This is a genomic window from Lacibacter luteus (assembly GCF_004118265.1).
In the GTDB taxonomy this organism is placed as follows: domain Bacteria; phylum Bacteroidota; class Bacteroidia; order Chitinophagales; family Chitinophagaceae; genus Lacibacter; species Lacibacter luteus.
Genome location: NZ_SDHW01000003.1, coordinates 434153 through 452006, shown reverse-complemented (window position 1 = coordinate 452006; position 17854 = coordinate 434153). Strand labels below are relative to the sequence as shown.

At 39.5% G+C, this 17854-nt stretch carries 17 protein-coding genes; 6 read left to right on the top strand and 11 right to left on the bottom strand.

Features of this window, described 5'->3' with window-relative positions:
* The first annotated feature begins 58 nt into the window (after nucleotides 1-58).
* Nucleotides 59-1438 carry a M48 family metallopeptidase gene (locus ESA94_RS12990; RefSeq protein ID WP_164972737.1) on the top strand — a complete coding sequence of 460 codons (1380 nt, stop codon included), beginning with the start codon at nucleotides 59-61 and terminating at the stop codon, nucleotides 1436-1438.
* Between the two features lie 15 nt (nucleotides 1439-1453).
* Entirely contained in the window at nucleotides 1454-3013 is a 1560-nt protein-coding gene (locus ESA94_RS12985) for a DUF6770 family protein (RefSeq protein ID WP_129131331.1), read from the top strand.
* 71 nt (nucleotides 3014-3084) lie between these two features.
* Here ESA94_RS12985 and ESA94_RS12980 read toward each other — a convergent pair whose 3' ends face one another.
* From ESA94_RS12980 to ESA94_RS12970, 3 genes are read right to left on the bottom strand one after another with little or no spacing between them, the layout of a single operon-like run.
* Nucleotides 3085-4371 carry a M28 family peptidase gene (locus ESA94_RS12980; protein WP_129131330.1) on the bottom strand — a complete coding sequence of 429 codons (1287 nt, stop codon included), beginning with the start codon at nucleotides 4369-4371 and terminating at the stop codon, nucleotides 3085-3087.
* A 23-nt stretch (nucleotides 4372-4394) separates the two neighbouring features.
* Nucleotides 4395-5135, bottom strand: coding sequence for a LytR/AlgR family response regulator transcription factor (locus tag ESA94_RS12975; protein ID WP_129131329.1), 741 nt, complete (start codon nucleotides 5133-5135; stop codon nucleotides 4395-4397).
* Nucleotides 5136-5171: 36 nt separating this feature from the next.
* Nucleotides 5172-6227 (bottom strand): sensor histidine kinase, encoded by a 1056-nt coding sequence (locus tag ESA94_RS12970; RefSeq protein WP_129131328.1) that lies wholly within the window; start codon nucleotides 6225-6227, stop codon nucleotides 5172-5174.
* 197 nt (nucleotides 6228-6424) lie between these two features.
* Between ESA94_RS12970 and dxs the strand changes: the two genes are divergently transcribed.
* Nucleotides 6425-8347: a 1-deoxy-D-xylulose-5-phosphate synthase gene (gene dxs / locus ESA94_RS12965; RefSeq protein WP_129131327.1), complete on the top strand. Its 1923-nt coding sequence runs from the start codon at nucleotides 6425-6427 to the stop codon at nucleotides 8345-8347.
* Nucleotides 8348-8426: 79 nt separating this feature from the next.
* Nucleotides 8427-9020, top strand: coding sequence for a hypothetical protein (locus ESA94_RS12960; protein ID WP_129131326.1), 594 nt, complete (start codon nucleotides 8427-8429; stop codon nucleotides 9018-9020).
* Nucleotides 9021-9056: 36 nt separating this feature from the next.
* On the opposite strand, the gene ESA94_RS12955 is transcribed toward ESA94_RS12960, so the two are convergent.
* The 4 genes from ESA94_RS12955 to ESA94_RS12940 all read right to left on the bottom strand — a co-directional run bounded on the left by ESA94_RS12955 (nucleotide 9057) and on the right by ESA94_RS12940 (nucleotide 12261).
* Nucleotides 9057-9926, bottom strand: a complete 870-nt coding sequence (locus tag ESA94_RS12955; RefSeq protein ID WP_129131325.1) for a segregation and condensation protein A — start codon at nucleotides 9924-9926, stop codon at nucleotides 9057-9059.
* 73 nt (nucleotides 9927-9999) lie between these two features.
* Nucleotides 10000-10938, bottom strand: a complete 939-nt coding sequence (locus ESA94_RS12950; protein WP_164972736.1) for a DUF3078 domain-containing protein — start codon at nucleotides 10936-10938, stop codon at nucleotides 10000-10002.
* 102 nt (nucleotides 10939-11040) lie between these two features.
* Nucleotides 11041-11418, bottom strand: coding sequence for a large conductance mechanosensitive channel protein MscL (gene mscL / locus ESA94_RS12945; protein WP_129131323.1), 378 nt, complete (start codon nucleotides 11416-11418; stop codon nucleotides 11041-11043).
* Between the two features lie 96 nt (nucleotides 11419-11514).
* Nucleotides 11515-12261: a PPK2 family polyphosphate kinase gene (locus ESA94_RS12940; protein ID WP_129131322.1), complete on the bottom strand. Its 747-nt coding sequence runs from the start codon at nucleotides 12259-12261 to the stop codon at nucleotides 11515-11517.
* Between the two features lie 75 nt (nucleotides 12262-12336).
* On the opposite strand from ESA94_RS12940, the gene ESA94_RS12935 reads away from it, so the two are divergent.
* On the top strand, nucleotides 12337-13206 hold the full coding sequence (locus ESA94_RS12935; protein ID WP_129131321.1) for a DMT family transporter: 870 nt from the start codon (nucleotides 12337-12339) through the stop codon (nucleotides 13204-13206).
* A 46-nt stretch (nucleotides 13207-13252) separates the two neighbouring features.
* On the opposite strand, the gene frr is transcribed toward ESA94_RS12935, so the two are convergent.
* Together frr and ESA94_RS12925 are read right to left on the bottom strand one after the other, a co-directional pair.
* Nucleotides 13253-13816: a ribosome recycling factor gene (gene frr / locus ESA94_RS12930; RefSeq protein WP_129131320.1), complete on the bottom strand. Its 564-nt coding sequence runs from the start codon at nucleotides 13814-13816 to the stop codon at nucleotides 13253-13255.
* A gap of 75 nt (nucleotides 13817-13891) precedes the next feature.
* A complete protein-coding gene (locus ESA94_RS12925) occupies nucleotides 13892-15040 on the bottom strand; it encodes an MraY family glycosyltransferase (protein WP_129131319.1) in 1149 nt (382 codons plus the stop codon).
* A gap of 176 nt (nucleotides 15041-15216) precedes the next feature.
* On the opposite strand from ESA94_RS12925, the gene ESA94_RS12920 reads away from it, so the two are divergent.
* Entirely contained in the window at nucleotides 15217-16056 is an 840-nt protein-coding gene (locus ESA94_RS12920; RefSeq protein WP_129131318.1) for a transketolase, read from the top strand.
* 77 nt (nucleotides 16057-16133) lie between these two features.
* Here ESA94_RS12920 and ESA94_RS12915 read toward each other — a convergent pair whose 3' ends face one another.
* Both ESA94_RS12915 and ESA94_RS12910 read right to left on the bottom strand, forming a co-directional pair.
* A complete protein-coding gene (locus tag ESA94_RS12915) occupies nucleotides 16134-17432 on the bottom strand; it encodes an FtsX-like permease family protein (protein ID WP_240671052.1) in 1299 nt (432 codons plus the stop codon).
* A 13-nt stretch (nucleotides 17433-17445) separates the two neighbouring features.
* Nucleotides 17446-17811, bottom strand: coding sequence for a ribosome-binding factor A (locus tag ESA94_RS12910; protein ID WP_129131317.1), 366 nt, complete (start codon nucleotides 17809-17811; stop codon nucleotides 17446-17448).
* Between the last annotated feature and the right edge of the window lie 43 nt (nucleotides 17812-17854).

The window sequence follows — 17854 nt, the reverse complement described above, 5'->3', positions numbered from 1 at the left end:
CATTAATGCTATGCATTTTGCAGCTGTAAAAAATAATCGCAACCCTGAATTAATCATTATGCGCCTGAAATCCCCTATCCTTACATATTGCTGCCTGCTATTTTTCTTTGGGGCAGTGGCGCAACAAAATCCATTTTACCAGTTTCAAAAGGACGATACAATTCTGAAAAAGAATTGGATTCAATCTGTAAAAAATGTAAAGGCACAATGGCTCAGTAAAGTTAATCCTTCATTAAAAAAAGATTATGAAGAGATCTATACGCTGCATTTTGAGCAAATTGAAAAAATAATTTCCGGCAAAAGCGCCATCACTGCACAACAACCTTATGAATACCTCCAACAAATACTAAACAGAATCATTAAAGCAAATCCTGTTTTAAAGGCCGACGAGTTACGCTTGTTTTTTACCCGTGATTGGTGGCCAAATGCATACAGTATGGGAGACGGCTCCATTGCAATTAATGCAGGGCTTGTTATTCATATGCGTAATGAAGCTGAACTTGCTTTTGTCTTATGTCATGAGCTGGCGCATTATTATAAATCGCACACATTAAAATCGGTCGATCAGTACATTACAATAACCAACAGTCCTGAATTTCAAAAAAAACTTAAGGAACTTTCTAAACAAGAGTTTGGTGTAAACAAAGAACTTGAAAAACTCAGCCGGAATTTAATTTTTAACAGCAGGCAGCATAGCCGTACCAAGGAAACGGAAGCTGATATGCAAGCGTTCACTTTTTTTAAGAATACCGGATATAACGCAAGTGGCATTGTGTCATTATTGCAATTGCTCGACACGGTTGATAAAGCAACTGGTTTCCCTAAGCTTACTGTGCAAACGGTATTCAACTTCGAAAATTATCCGTTTAAGAAGAAATGGATTCAGGAAGAGTCAGCTATATTCAGCAAAATAAATGAGCCCTCAGTTGCAGAAAGGGCAAAAGAAATTGATTCATTTAAAACACATCCTGATTGTTCTGTTCGGATTGCTGCATTGAAAGACTCTGTCGCTTCGCAAAATACCGGCAAAGATTTCCTGATTGATGAATTCTATTTCCGTAAACTAAAAGAAGAGTTACTGCTTGAAATGATCGAACACACCTATCAATCAGGTAATGTTAGTCGAAATATTTATTACAACCTGCTTTTATTACAACAACAAAACCAAACGAATCTTGCGGCATACTTAATTGCAAGAGATCTGAATAAATTATATGAGCAACAAAAAAATCACAAAGCAGGTTTGTTGATCGATACAGAGAATAATTTCTATTCAAAAGACTATAATGAACTTTTGCGAATGCTCAATCGCATACGCCTTGATGAAATGGCACAAGTAACAATTGCATTTTGTAACCGTTACCTCTTACCAATAAAAGAATTTCAGCCGGTAGCTGAACAAATAAACATAGCTGAAAAAAACAACAATCAACATTAAAACAAAACCACAGAAATGAAACAACTAGCAGTTTTCCTGATGCTTATGGGCTTTTTTACAGCCGCAAAGGCACAAAAATTAAGTATTGCCAATATCCAGAAATCAAGCGTACTGCGCAATTCTGATGCTATTAAGGAAGGTAGTGAAGTGAAAGGCTATTACTTTTTTTACGTGAGCGACAAGATCGACCGTAAAACAAATGAATACACTTTACAAATCATGGATCAAAGCCTGAACAAGTTAAAAGAGCTGAAATTCCAGGATTCAAAAAACGTCAGCATTATTGAATCATCTTTTAACGGAACTGATCTTGTGTTCTTGTTTTATAATTCTGACGATAACATTCTTGACTACCAGGTTTATGGAGCCGATGGTACAAAGAAATTCTCTTACACAAAAAGCATTTCGAAAAAAGACGAGGCATACTTAAGGATGAACTATTTGTTAGATGATGAGGACAATAACTTTAAAGGGTTATATCCTGTAGAAGGAAAAGGGTTTATTTCAAATGTTCCCAGTCGTGACAATAAGGATTTTACGTTTCAGATCAGCTACGTAGGTACTGATGCAAAAAAACAATGGACTTATGTTCCGGCTATGGACGGTAAAATGTTTGTGGGTGATTACCTGGGCACGCATAAAAATGTAGTGTATGTAGAAATGCTTAAATATTCAAGCAGGTTTGACCGCAACCCGGAATCATTCATACTGGGTTTATCACTAGAAAACGGGAAACTCTTGTTTCAAAAATCTACCAACGAAGGAAAATATAATTTTTACCCTATCAGCATGTCTGTATTGAATGATGGTAAAGCCTATCTCTACGGAGAGTTTTTTGACAAAGGTGGAAATGTAATGAAAGATAAATCAAAAGGTTTTGCGTTTGTTGGTATTGATGAAACAGGAAAAACGCTGAGTGAAAAATATTCTACCTGGGCGCTTGATCTTGGTAAACATCTTGGCACAAGTGGAAGTGGTAAAATTGATGACTTTGGATACATGTTTCTTCATAATATGATTCAAACAGAAGATGGCAGCATTTATGCAATCGGTGAAGGTTATAAAAAAGCAGCAAGCGGACTTGGAATTGCCTCAACAATTCTTGCAGGGGCTTCAGGAAGTGGAAGCTCAGGTGTCAGTATGGTTAAGTTGAAAGTAACAGATATGCTTGTGATTAAATTTGATCCAGATTTTACAGTTAAAGAAGCTTCAATCTACAAGAAGAGTGACAATGATATTCAACTCTTAGGTGGTTCAGAATTTGTAAGCACGCAAATGCTTGGCAAACAAATCAAATATTATTACAGTGGTTTTGACTACGCTTATACGCAGGTAAACAAAGACCATAGCTCATTTTCTATTTGTTATAGCGATTTTGAACGAGGTAAAGATTATAAAGGAACCACTTTCAATTCTATAACATACAGCGACGGTAAGCTAACACAGGATAAAATTCAAACAAAATCAGACGCTACAAGATCAATTGTTTTACCTGCTCGACAAGGCCAGGTGTTGATTCTGGATTATTACAGAAAGGATAAAAAGATTGATCTGCATTTTGAAAAGTTGAACTAAATTCAAGCATCAACATTAAATAAAAAAAGGAGCAATGCTCCTTTTTTTATTCCCTTTAGGACAATAATCTGTTACCTCAACTCATCCACTTTCACTCTCGTTGGCGAATCTTTTCCGGCAACAATACTTCTTGCACTTAATGCAATCGACTTTATAATCATGGTCATATTATCTAAATCCAGCGTTTCTACTTCGTCTGATACTTTGTGGTAATTTGGTTCACTATCCATTTTGGAAGTTGAAATGGTATGCGCAGGAACACCTAAACGTGCCAGTGTTGCATTATCGGAACGATAGAATAAATTCTGGTCGGTGTAAGGATCGGGGTAAAAAGTAAACCCTGTTCCTTCCAGGTTCTTTTGCATAATAGCACCCATATCTGTTTTTTCGTAACCGGTAATGTAGGCCGAGTTCTTACCCCACTTACTTTCGGTACCGATCATTTCAATATTAAACATGGCAGCTACCTGTGCAGGATCGAACTGGCGGGAAAAATACTGTGCACCATATCCACCCGATTCTTCTGCAGTAAACGCAGCAAAGATGATGGTACGTTCATTATTGTTTAATGCCTTGTAATATTTTGCAAGCAAGATCACGGCTGTTGTACCTGCAGCATCATCATTCGCACCATTAAAAACAGAATCGCCATCAACAGGCTTACCGATACCGATATGATCGTAATGTCCGGAGAAAATTACATACTCATTCTTTTTGCTTTTGCCCGGCAATACGCCAACAACATTGGCCAGTTTCTGTTCAACAATTTCGTGTTGAGCTTCGATGGTATACGCTGCCGGATCTGTTGTTGTTAATACAAACACTACATTGTTCTTCATTGGAAACATTCCACGCTTAAAGCCGGTAAGCCGTCCAAAGTTTTTGCTGTACGAAGTATCAACAAGCACTAAATAATTTTTATCTGAGCGGATGTATTTCTGTGCTTCACCAAACAGATTTAACCCTGCACCCAATTTCACTTTTTCGTAACCTGATTTTTCATTCATTGAAAAGCTTGCAGTTGTAGTTATTACAACCACATTCTTTCCGTCTACAGGTTGTTGATCGAAGCTGCATGTTAATCCTTTAAAACGTGGCGTTATCATCGAAAACTCCTGGCGGTATGTGCCGCTGTTGTTCCATGTTTGCAAACCTGCTGCTTTAAATTCAGCAGCAATAAAATCTGCAGCTTTGTCTAACTCGGGCGAATAAATTCTGCGGCCTTTCATTTCGTCCGAAGCAAGTACACCTTCAATACGTTCTACTTCTTTGGCATTAATGGTTTGATCGGCTTTTGTCTGGGCTAATAAAAACGTGGTTACAAAAAGCAGTAACCACGTCAGGTTTAATTTCTTCATTTTATTTTAATGATCGGTTTACTTTATAAGCTCATCATTTCTTTAAACTTCACCGCTTGCCTGCGGCTTACTTCTATTTTATCGCCACCATGAATTTCGAGCAGCAGACCTCCGTTGAAATAAGGTTCAACTTTTTCAATCATGCGGAGGTTTACAATATGTTTACGGTTTGCACGGAAAAACATTTTTTCATCCAAACGTTCTTCCAATGCATTCAGCGATTTTAAGATGAGTGGTTTGTTTGGTCCAAAATATACTTTCGCATAGTTACCCACACTTTCAAACAAACGGATATCACTCAACTTCACAAACCAGCAACGTTCACCATCCTTTACAAAAACCTGGTCGTTTTCGCCAAGCATGCTGCGGTTTACATGAATCGGTTCGCCATCGCCACCAGTATGTTCTTTTTCTTCTTCGTCGAGTTTATGCAATGCATCTGCCAAACGCTTGGGTTCAATCGGCTTCAACAAATAATCCAATGCATTCACTTCAAATGCACGTAATGCATATTCATCGTAAGCAGTGGTAAAAATCACTTCGGGTGTCCGTTCGAGTTCGCTCAACAGATCGAAACCTGTTTTGCCGGGCATTTGTATGTCGAGGAAAATAAGATCGGGATTGAGTGCTTCAATTTTCTGCAAACCTTCATCTACGTTCGATGCTTCATCAATCACTTCAATATCCGGAAAATCTGATAACAGTTTTTTCAGTTCATTACGGGCTAAGCGTTCGTCGTCAATAATAATTGCTTTTTTGTTCATATCTGTCTTTTTATATGATAAGGGTGTTTTAAATTATTATGCCGAAGCGGGCATGGTTACTTTTGCCTCAACTTCATTTCCGTTTACATCGCTTATTGAAAAGCCTGCATTATCGCCAAACATCAGTTTTAACCTGCTTTGTGTACTGGAAATACCAAAACCATCTGCATTTACCTCACCATTCAATCGTCCTGTATTGCGGATCACCAATTCATGCTGATCTTTTACAAAACGGGAAATGATCTTTATTTCACCTCCCGAAATATTTTTACTGATGCCGTGTTTAATTGCATTTTCCACCAGCGTTTGTAACATCATTGGTGGTATGGGTTGATCGAGTGTATCCTCTTCAATATCAAAATTAACAACCAGCCTTTCTTCAAAACGCATTTGCTCCAAAGCAAGATAATCTTTAACAATTGCCAGTTCTTTTTCAAACGGAACCGTTTCCTGCTTATCGGCCTGCATACTGTTACGCAGAATATTGCTCAACTCTGTAATAGCTGTACGTGCACGTGCAGGATCTTCATCAACCAAAGCACGGATGCCGTTAAGTGAATTAAAAATGAAATGCGGGTTAATATGTGCTTTAATGGTTTTCAACTCCAGTTCTTTCACCACACTTTGCATTTGCAATGCATCGAGCTGCTGCATACGAAAGCGCTCAACATAATGGTAAATGAAATAAATAAGATTCCAAACCAACAATGTTACAAACGAGTTAGCGGCCGAACCTAAAAACAAACGTGTAAAACTGTACACACGTTGTTCGGGTGTAAACAAATTAAACAGGTTAAAAAGCGATAAGGAAAGAAACGGAAGAATCATCGAAAACAAAACCGTAAGCAACAGAAAATAAATAACCTGCCGTTCAATAGGCTTTTGCAGCAGATTGAGCTTCATAATTACCCACCGCATAAAGTGCGTGATTACTACACCCAAAACAGCAATGATCAGCGACCGCAGAAAAAAAGGTAAGGTTATATCTCTGTTGTAGGTCCAGGCAAAAAAGAAATTCATGAGCATGTTACCGCCCCAGCCTGCCGCCTGGCACCACCAATAAGCTCCTATTTTACTTAAAGAAACACGCATGTGTGTACAAATCTAACCTTTAAGATAAGTGATTAAACCCCCGAAAGGTACAAAGGGCTAATTATTTGGGTAAATGGTTGATTTTCTGCTGAAGTTTTGAGGTTCGCTTCAACCATTTTTTACTTTCGCTGTTAATCAAATCCGGGTGCTGCTATTGCCCGTAAGTTTTTTACCTTTACTTAATTATTCTGGAAAATATGGAAATTAAACCCGGTTCATTGTTGAGCAAAATTGATTCCCCGGCCGATCTTAAAAAGCTGCCCATGGATCAATTACCGCAGGTTTGCGACGAGTTAAGGCAATACATTATTGATGTGGTGAGTGTGCACGGTGGCCACTTCGGTGCAAGTTTGGGTGTGGTAGAGCTTTCTACAGCCCTTCATTACGTGTACAATACACCATACGACCAGCTGGTTTGGGATGTGGGTCACCAGGCTTACGGTCATAAAATTCTTACAGGCCGCAGAGATAATTTTCATACCAACCGTAAATACAATGGTTTGAGCGGATTCCCAAAGCGGAGCGAAAGTGAGTTCGATACGTTTGGTGTTGGTCACTCCTCCACTTCTATTTCCGGAGCATTGGGTATGGCAATGGCTGCTAAGCTAAAAGGCGAAAACCGTAAATCCATTGCGGTAATTGGCGATGGTGCTATGACTGCCGGTCTTGCTTTTGAAGCCATGAACCATGCAGGTGTTGCAGACAGCGATGTGCTGATTATTCTTAACGACAACTGTATGAGCATCGACCCCAACGTTGGTGCATTAAAAGAATACTTAACAGATATTACTACTTCGCCAACGTATAACAAAATCAAGGATGAAGTGTGGAATGCCTTGGGCAAACTGCCTGTTGGCAAAACCTTCAGCCGTGAAATGGCGAGCAAGCTGGAGCACAGCATTAAAGGTTTTGTAAACAAGAACAGCAATTTGTTTGAAGCATTAAAGCTTCGCTACTTTGGTCCTATTGATGGTCACAACATTACCAAGCTGGTTGATACGTTGAAAGATCTGAAGAATATTCCCGGACCTAAATTGCTGCACATTGTAACCGTAAAAGGAAAGGGTTATGAATTAGCTGAAAAAGATCAAACCAAATGGCATGCGCCAGGTTTGTTTGATAAGGTAACCGGCGAAATTCATAAAAAGAAATTCGATACGCCACAGCCTCCCAAATATCAGGATGTATTTGGACATACGATGATTGAGCTGGCAGAAAAAAATGAAAAGATCGTAGGTGTTACACCTGCTATGCCAAGTGGCTCTTCGTTAAAATTCATGATGGACAAAATGCCCCACCGTGCATTTGATGTGGGTATTTGCGAGCAACACGCTGTTACACTCAGTGCAGGTATGGCAACGCAGGGCATGAAAGTATTCTGTAACATCTATTCATCCTTTATGCAACGTGCATACGATATGGTGGTGCACGATGTAGCTATTCAAAAACTGCCGGTTGTATTTTGTTTAGACCGTGCAGGCTTGGTTGGTGAAGATGGGCCAACACATCATGGTTGTTACGATATTGCATACATGCGCTGCATCCCCAATATGATCGTTGCTGCGCCGATGAACGAAGCAGAATTACGCAACATGATGTACACAGCTCAACTCGATTCACATACATTGCCGATTTCTATCCGTTATCCACGTGGTGAAGGTGTAATGCCGGAATGGAGAACAGAAATGAAAGAAATGGAGATTGGCAAAGGACGTAAGCTGAAAGATGGTGATGGTATTGCAATTCTTTCTTTTGGTCACCCCGGTAATTTTGCCGCAAGTGCTATTCGTGAATTAAAGAACAATGGCATTAACCCTGCACATTACGATATGCGTTTTGCAAAACCGATCGATGAAGAAATGCTCCATGAAGTATTTGCAAAATTCGATAAAGTGGTAACCGTTGAAGACGGAACTGTTGTTGGTGGTTTTGGCTCTGCAGTATTGGAATTTATGGCGCAGTATAATTACAAGGCTGAAGTAAAGATCATGGGTATCCCCGATCGTTTGGTTGAACACGGTACGCCTAAACAACTGTATGAAGAAATTGGTATTGATGCAAATGGTATTGTGAAAACTGTGAGAGAGATGATGGGTGTACGGGTTACAGTAAAAGCATAAATTATTCTTTGTAGAAAGTAAAATCCTACTGTAGAGCGGTGGGATTTTTTTTATTAATAGCTTTAAGTAACCATATTTAATGAAATACTCATTTCTGATACTTTCCCTCTTACTGTATTGCTTCAGTTGCAGAAGCAAACGGAAAGAACCTAAGTCAACGAACATTGGACATATTCATGTCTCCCAAATTGGCGATATCGAGTTCAGGCGAACTTTTGCAGATATACAATTCATAAAAAATGAAAAAGAAATTGATGCTTATGTAAAAAAACAGGAGATTTCAAATCCTATTGACATGGGTTATGTTGATTCAAATAATCTATTAGCGAAACGTTTTCTCGAATTAGGCTACGTTGTTAATACAAGCCAGCACTACGAGTTGCTTTTGAATAAATTTAAATTTGAAACAGATTCAATTTTTTCTTTCAGCACCCAACATCACAAACCATACACAATTCGTTTTTTTAGTGATAGCTCCTCGACATCGACTTGTTTTATCATAGCATCTGGTGCTGACTCAATTGTTGTAGATACAAAAACAAGCCCATTACAAGATTTAGACTACGTGCTTTTAGATATTATCCCGGGAGGAAATTTAGAAATGGTATTTCTGAACGATTATTATATCATGAATGGGTATAATTTCGAATTAAAAGTTTACAAAATCGATTAAAAACAAAAACGCCGCATCAATCGATACGGCGTTTTCTTATTGCTCTTCTGTTTCGTTATCGTTTTCTGTTTGTGGCGACTCTTCATCTGTTGCCCCCTGTTCGGATGAAGTTTCTGTTTCTGTCTTCTGCTCAAAAATATCATTGTCGATATCAGCAGGTCTGTCGTCGTTCCACTCAACAATAAAATTGTTTTTCCCTTCACCCACCAGCAAGGTCATATAGCGTTGTTGCGAAAGTTCAAGCAAGGACAGAAATAAGAAGATGGCGTGAATGCGGTTCTCTACCACATCAAACAATTTCTCAAATGGCATGGTCTTTTCCGTCTTTACCATATCCAACATGTATTCACGGCTGCCTTCCATGGTGTAATTGTATTGCACCACCGTATGCACGGGTTTATTAAAGCGCTCGTGATGTTTCTTCATCACCCGTTCAAACGTCTTCATCAGTTTAAACATGGTAATGGTTTGTATTTCGGTGCCTTCGCCGGTTTCTTCGCCAATATTTGCCAGTTCTTTGGCAATGTTACCCCGCTTCACCATCAGCATACGCATGGCTTCCATTTCGGCCATTTCCACACTCGCTTCTTTGAACTTTTTATATTCAAGAATTTTGTCAACAAGCTCCTGGCGTGGGTCAATTTCATTACCCTGATCATCCACTTCCTTACGTGGCAACAGCATTTTTGCTTTAATGCGCATAAGTGTGGAGATAAACAAAATAAATTCACTCGACAGTTCAATGTTCAACTGCTCACTTTTATGGATGTAATCCATAAAGTCTTTAATGATGCGTGTAATGGGAATATTGTAAATATCCAGCTCATCACGTTCAATAAAGAAGAGCAGTAAGTCGAACGGACCTTCGAACTGCGGGAGTTTTATCTGGTATGATTCTGTTTGCAAAGTATTTCTGTTTTAACGAACAAGTCCCGAACCTGGTGGCTCGGGACTTGCAAATGTAGGGAACTAAACCGTACTAAAATGTAGCGGTAAAGCCGATTCCCAGCAACGATTTCAGCTGTGTGCCCAGCAATCCGCCTGTTTTTACATTTTTCACATCATGATCGTAAATCAGGTCGAAATTATAACTCACGCCAATGTATTTGTTCACCTTGAAACCCAGTGTGTTGGTCCAGAACACATCAATATTCTGCGGGTTGTTTTTGTAATTGCTGAACAAATCGAGCCTGCTGGTAAGGTTGATATTTTTTGCCAGGTCTTTTTTTAAATTGGCAGTTAAAAATGCACCTATTTCGTTAATGGCCATTTTTGTGGTATCGGTAAAATTGAACAGCCTGCGGATATCTTTATTCGCCTCGTTTACAATAACCCAACGACTTGTTACCGGCGAAAGAAAAATATCGAATGTTGCATTGGGCTTGTACATGATACCCGGCGACACCAACAGATAGGCAGGTGCAAAAAAGTTCGAATTCTTTTCTTTTGGTTCAACTGTATAGTTGTAACCCGTTGTCATTTGTGTACGTAAGTTCACTAATCCGGAAAGATACCATCTGCTTTTAGCTGTATCGCCCAGCTGGTAACCGTAACGTGAAAGCAGATCAATACGATCATCGTTTTTACGTGTACCAATGCTGGTTGCATTTACAATACCATACTGCACATTCAAACTGTTATCCCATGCATTTCTTCTTTTTTTGTAATAAGCAAATGTGTTGGCCAATGCATTTACAGAGAATGAAAATTTTTCGGCTCCGGCGGCCCAGTTACGACTTGCCCCCTGGCTTAGGTTAAGATTAAACACGCCACCTTTTGTCCAGCCATCTTTTTGTTCGGGTTCTTTCTTAACGGTTTTGTTCGATTCATCTTTTAAACGTTTTACTTCAGCATCCTGTGCAAAAGACGTTACTGTACCAATTGCGATAATTGCAGTAAGCATTACTTGTTTCATCATAAGTATTTGTTTGCGGCAAGCACAGCAAATGTTGCGCCATACCAGTAATAAAAAATGGCAGCAAAGAAAATTCTTTGCTGCCATTTACAAAAAGAGTTTTTATTATTTCTTTAAAGCATCTCTAATTTCACGCAGCAACAAAACATCTTCGGGTGTTGCAGGTGGCGGAGCCGGAGCCGCCTCTTCTTTTTTCTTTGCAGAATTCATTCCTTTTATTATCAGGAATAGAACAAATGCAATAACGATAAACGAAATTACAGCTGCAATAAATTTACCAAGTAAAACACCACCCGGTGCCCATGTTTCAATATTAGCTGCGCCGGCTGCTTTTAAAGCAGGCTTTAATAAAACAGGTGTAATAATATCTTCAACCAATGAACTTACAATACTGCCGAAAGCTCCGCCGATAATAACACCGACAGCCAAATCAACTACATTGCCTTTCATTGCAAAATCTTTAAATTCTTTGAGCATTCCCATAATTGTGGTTTTTATTGTGATGAATAAATAAAACAGATTGATTGCTAAACGTGGCGGGTATTACAAATCTGTAAAAAAATACGTCATTTACAAACTTTATTTTTTCAGACCCGGATACTGCATGTTGAGCGATTTCAATGTATCGTAAACTTTCTGTGCAACTACGTACTCTTTATACCAGTTCTGATCGGCAGGAATAACTTGCCAGGGTATTTTGTTGCAATGCTGAAAACAATCCTGGTAATACTTCATGTACTTGTTCCACAATTTGGCTTCCTCAAAATCCTTTTCGTTGTACTTCCACATTTTGCGTGGATCATGTACTCGCTCTTTTAATCGGGCCTGTTGTTCTTCCGGCGACACATGCAGGTAGAATTTAAGAATATGTGTATGGTTGTGCTCTGTAATTAACTCTTCAAAATCGTTGATCGCCTTCATTCGTTTTACCGCCGTTTCATCGTTGCACCATCCGTGCACACGGGTAATAAGGATATCTTCGTAATGGCTGCGGTTAAAAATCTGTATCATGCCTTTTGCAGGTGCATGCTGATGGATGCGCCATAAAAAATCATGGCTTAATTCTTCCGGCGTTGGTGCTTTGTACGATTTTACCGAAACACCTAAAGGATTCAACGATCCAAACACATCACGCAACAAACCATCTTTACCGCTTGCATCCATACCTTGTATAATTACCAGCAGCGAATGTTTATTTTCTGCAATAAGTCTGTTCTGCAGTTCATCGAGCTGTTCAATAATTTTTTCGGTTTTCGCTTTTAGTTTTGCTTTGTTTAAACCCTTTGGCGCCTTGGTACTTATTGATGATAATTTTATTTTGCCCATAATAACTGCATTTATACGAATATAAAACTTGCAGGGATGAATCCATAATTTTCCAACATCTTTGCAGCTTCTGCTATGCATCCAAAACTTTTTAACTGGCTTCTTTTTTTATTGCTTTGTTTTATCTGGGGCAGCTCTTTCATTTTAATGAAGGAAGGGTTGAAACAGTTATCGGCATACGAAGTTGCAGCCATCCGTATGTTAAGTGCAGGATTGGTATTGCTTCCTTTTGCAGTACGATCGTTTCAACGCATGCAAAAAAAAGATCTTGGCTTATTAGTGCTTACCGGCATACTCGGCAGCTTTATTCCTGCCATTTTATTTTGCATTGCAGAAACACAAATTGACAGTGCACTTGCAGGTATGTTGAATGCGCTTACGCCTTTTTTTGTAATTCTTATTGGTGCTCTATTCTTTCAGTCGAAAGTGGCGGCACAAAAAATCATTGGTGTGTTAATCGGATTCAGCGGTATGCTGCTGTTGTTCCTCTCGCAAAAAAACGGCGCATCAAGTAACAATGTTTTCTTTGCTGTATTGATTGTTCTTGCAACATTATCGTACGGGTTAAATGTAAACATGACGAATCGGTACCTGAAACATGTTGGCTCGCTTGATATTGCTGCCATTGCATTTGTATCATTAATTCCGGCTTCACTTGCTGTATTACTTTACAACGGTTTTACACAACATCAACTATCCGATGTTTCGGTAATAAGAGCAATAAGTGCAGCATCGGTATTGGGCATATTTGGAACAGCCATTGCCTCTATCCTTTTTTACATGCTCCTGAAACGTGCGGGCCCATTGTTCTCAACAATGGTTACCTATGGAATTCCGTTTGTAGCAATTGGCTGGGGATTGCTTGTTGGCGAAACAGTTGGTCTGTTACAAATGGCAGGTTTGCTCATCATTCTTTCCGGTGTTTACATTACCAACAGGCAATAAAAAAGGGAACGATAACCGCTCCCTTTAATCATTATCAAGCTGTTGCTTAAACAGCCATGATCTCTTTATCTTTTGCTTCAAGATGTTTATCGATCTGTGCAGTGAATTTATCGGTTAACAGCTGCATATCTTTTTCTGCATCTTTTGCGGCATCTTCACTCAAACCGTCTTTCTGCAGTTTTTTGATTGCTTCAATAGCATCACGACGGATGTTACGCACAGCAACTTTTGTATGTTCACCTTCTGCGTTAACACGTTTCACTAATTCTTTACGACGCTCTTCTGTTAATGGCGGTAAGAACAAACGAATAATATTACCATCGTTCTGCGGAGCCAAACCAATATTTGAATTGATGATCGCACGTTCAATCGGCTGCAGCATATTTTTCTCCCATGGCTGAATGGTGAGCGTTCTTGCATCGGCAACACTAATATTGCCTACCTGGCCAATTGGTGTAGGCGAGCCGTAATAATCTACCACAATACCATCGAGCATATTTGGGTTTGCTCTTCCTGCACGAATCTTTACTAATTCTACTTCCAGGTGCTGAATAGCCTTTTTCATGTGCTCATCAGCATCATCCATAATTAACGACAGATCTTCTGACATACGTTTAGAAATTAATGAGGTGCAAACCTACAGAATTGTAAGAATTGCTGTATAAAAATCACTAACGAAAAGCAATTATTTAGCGGCTTCAGTTTTTTCAGGAACAGGCGCCGCAGCTCCTTTAGCCAACGGTATAACCCTTGTTTCTTTATTTTTTTCGGCTTTCTTCTCCAACGAAAATAATTTTCTGCGGTTGGCCCTGTTAGAATAAATAAGCAGGCTGATAACAGAAAAACCAACGCTGATGAGACCCAACAAAAGAAAGGTAATATTGAGTTCACGTGCAAGCACTGTTACCCCGGCAATTACAACATTAAATGCCACTGCAAGAAAGGCAACCATTTTATGACTGAGCCCTTTTTCGAGCAGCAGATGATGCACATGATTACGATCGGGACTAAAAGGAGAACGTCGGGATAATATTCTATATGCGAAAATGCGAAGAGTATCGAACAAGGGAACAAAAAGAATTGCAAACCCGATAGCCGGGGCTGCAGGCAAATACACTTTTGCAGTTGGAACTGTAGCAACCTGAATAAACTTGATTACCAGTATGGAGTTTACAATACCAAGTAACAACGACCCTGTATCGCCCATAAAAATTTTTGCCGGCGAAATATTAAAAATTAAGAACGCACCCAAACTGCCCGCCATGGCAAATGCCATCATTGAGTAGAAAGGCAATCCCGCCATATAAAAATAAATACCAAAGCAAATGCTGGTAAATAAACCAAGCGATCCTGCCAACCCATCTACTCCATCAATAAGGTTAAATGAATTGGTAATTACAATAATGGTTAAATAAGTAAATGCCAGGCTAAGAATAAAGGGCATTTTTTCAAACCCCATAAATCCATAAAGCCCATCAATCACAATTCCGCCTTTGTAAACAATTATAAATGCTGCGAGTAACTGACCAAGGAACTTTTTAAGTGGAGTGAGGACCACAATATCATCTTTCAGCCCCAAAAAGAAAACAACCAGAAAAGCAGCTGCGTAATACTGCACCTCAGGCAAGCCTGCTGGTACAGCAATTAAAAAACCCAGAATAAACCCTGCAAAAATGCCAATACCCCCTAGCGAAGGGATAGGATTTTTATGCAATTTCCGGTCGTCATCCGGTACATCAAACAGATGCTTAGCCTCTGCAACCCGTATAATAATGGGAATAGCTGAGTACGTAATTAGGAAGGCGATAACCGAACCAATGAGCAGGTGATCCATGCAGTTGATTGTTCAAGTGTACCGCAAATCTAAATGTTCTGAGCCTAAAAGGAAAACATTGTTTCATTTTGCGTAAAAACGCTAGTTTGTCTGTTTGGCAAAAATCTTTTGCAGGCTGTAAAGTTTTACGCTTTAAACCGCTTTTTCTTTTAGCTTTGCCCGCAACTTTTAAAACTATGGCAGAACTGAAAGAAATAGCAACCCAACTCCGCAGAGATATTGTACGTATGGTGCACGGATGTCAGAGCGGACACCCCGGTGGTTCACTTGGCTGTACCGACTTTTTAACGGCCCTTTATTTTAAAGTGATGAAACACGACCCGTCGTTTAATATGGATGCTGCGGGAGAAGATCTTTTCTTTCTTTCAAATGGCCATATTTCGCCCATCTTTTATGCAACATTGGCAAGAAGCGGTTACTTTCCGGTAAATGAACTGGCTACGTTCCGTAAACTCAATACCCGTTTACAAGGCCACCCTACCACACATGAACATTTACCCGGTGTACGTGTTGCATCAGGTTCGTTAGGCCAGGGCTTAAGTGTTGCTATTGGCGCAGCTTATACCAAGCGCTTAAATAAAGAAAATACAGTTGTTTATACCTTACATGGTGATGGTGAATTACAGGAAGGCCAGATTTGGGAAGCGGTGATGTTTGCTGCCCACCATAAAATGGATAACCTAATTGCTACTATTGACTGGAACGGGCAACAGATTGACGGACCTACTGCCAAAGTAATGAGTCTTGGCGATTTGAAAGCGAAGTTTGAAGCTTTCGGTTGGGAAACACTGGTTATTGAAGATGGTAACGATATGGACCAGGTAGTTGCAGGTTTGGAAAAAGCCAAAACATTTGTGGGTAAAGGAAAGCCGATTGTAAACCTGATGATTACTGCAATGGGTAAAGGTGTTGATTTTATGGAAGGAAGTCACGAATGGCATGGCATTGCACCGAACGATGAGCAGCTTGCAAAAGCACTTACCCAGTTAGGTGAAACAAGCCTGGGTGATTATTAATCAGAAGTATATTTTTTTGATACAAAGCAGAGAATGATTATTCTCTGCTTTTTTGTTTTAGTATGACTTTGCAAAACTTATTGCGCCCTTAACGATACTTTTTGCTTCGCTGCTTTTACAGAAGGGATCCATGAAGCAAGTAAGCCAATTACAAACACAGTAACTAGGATCAACAGAATATCGGTAATGGAAATTACCACTGGGTAATAATCAATTACAAAAGAACCTTGCAAAGGAATGAGCTTAAAGGTTACCTGCAGATAAGAGAAGATAAGCGCCAGTACAATGCCGATAACACTGCCGATCAACGCCAGCAATACACCTTCGGTTAAAAAAATACGCTGCACAAACGATTTACCTCCACCCATTGCCTGCAGTATTTGAATGTCTTGTTCTTTCTCCAGCACCAGCATGGTTAATGCACCAATCATATTAAACGATGCAATGATGAGTATAAGTGAAAGGATACCATAGATGGCCCATTTCTCCATTTGCATTACACCAAATAACGAACGGTTTTGCTGATACCTGTTTTCTACAAGGTAGTTATTACCTACTAGTTTTTGTATTGCTGCAATGGTTTCTGCTTCGGCTTTTACATCTTTCAACTTCAGTTCGGCAGCACTGTATTCGTTTGGCTTTAAGCCCAACATTTCTTTAAGAATATCAATATTGGTGAGCACATATTTATTATCGAAATCCTGCTGTATGGAAAATGCACCGGTCGGTTGCAGGTTAACTGTACTGATGGCATCCAGCGGATTAGTTGATGTTACTCCACGCTTCGGTAAATAAGCCGTAACAGGTGTAACCGAACGATCGCTGCGTAAATTCAAGGCGCCTTCAATACCAACACCCAGCACCAATGCAGGTGTTTCGTTACTGCCCAATTCAAACTGGCCGGATGTGATCATTTCCTTTACGCCACTTGTTTGCACATAGGCATCATCAACACCCTTAATCACAGCATTGGTTCTGTAGTCGCCGTTTTGCAGGTGTACATTTTCTTCCAACACCATACTCAGGCTTTTTACATTCTGCAGCAGTTTTATTTTTTTAACTGTTGCATCATCAAGCAGCATGATCTTTTGTTGCTTTGCAGTAATGCGTATATCGGGATAAAAAGAAGAGTACAATGTTTTTACCAATCCTTCAAACCCATTAAAAATGCTCAACACCACCACCAATGCAGCTGTGCCCACGGCCATTGCCAATACCGTAATCCATGCAATGATATTGATGGCATTGGTAGTTTTTTTTGAGCGGAAATAGCGCCAGGCAAATAAGAAGTTCAAGGTAATGAGTAATGAATGATGAATAATGAGTAAGGTATCTGGAAGGATGAGTACCGCTTCAATATTCGGGTACACACTCATCACGGATCATTCATCACTCATTTTTCTTCTCTTCATCAATCTTTTTAAACAACTCTTCCATTTTAAATACATGGTCGAGTGTATCATCGAGGTAATACTTTATTTCGGGAATACGGCGTAACTGATTTTTCATTTTAGCAGCAAGATCACGCTTTATTTCAAATGCTTTCTCTTCCACTTTTTTCAACACCGCTTCATTATCCTTTGCCTGGAACACACTTAAATAAATACGGGCTTCCAGTAAATCGGGCGTAACCTTTACCGAAGAAATAGATACCAATCCGCCATCAATCATACTCAATCCCAGTTTCTGGAAAATGCCTGTCATTTCTTCGTGAATAACACCCGCTATCTGTTTTTGTCTTTTACCTTCTAACATATCTGCAACGTTTAAACGCTGTAAAAGTAGTTACTTTGCGGGG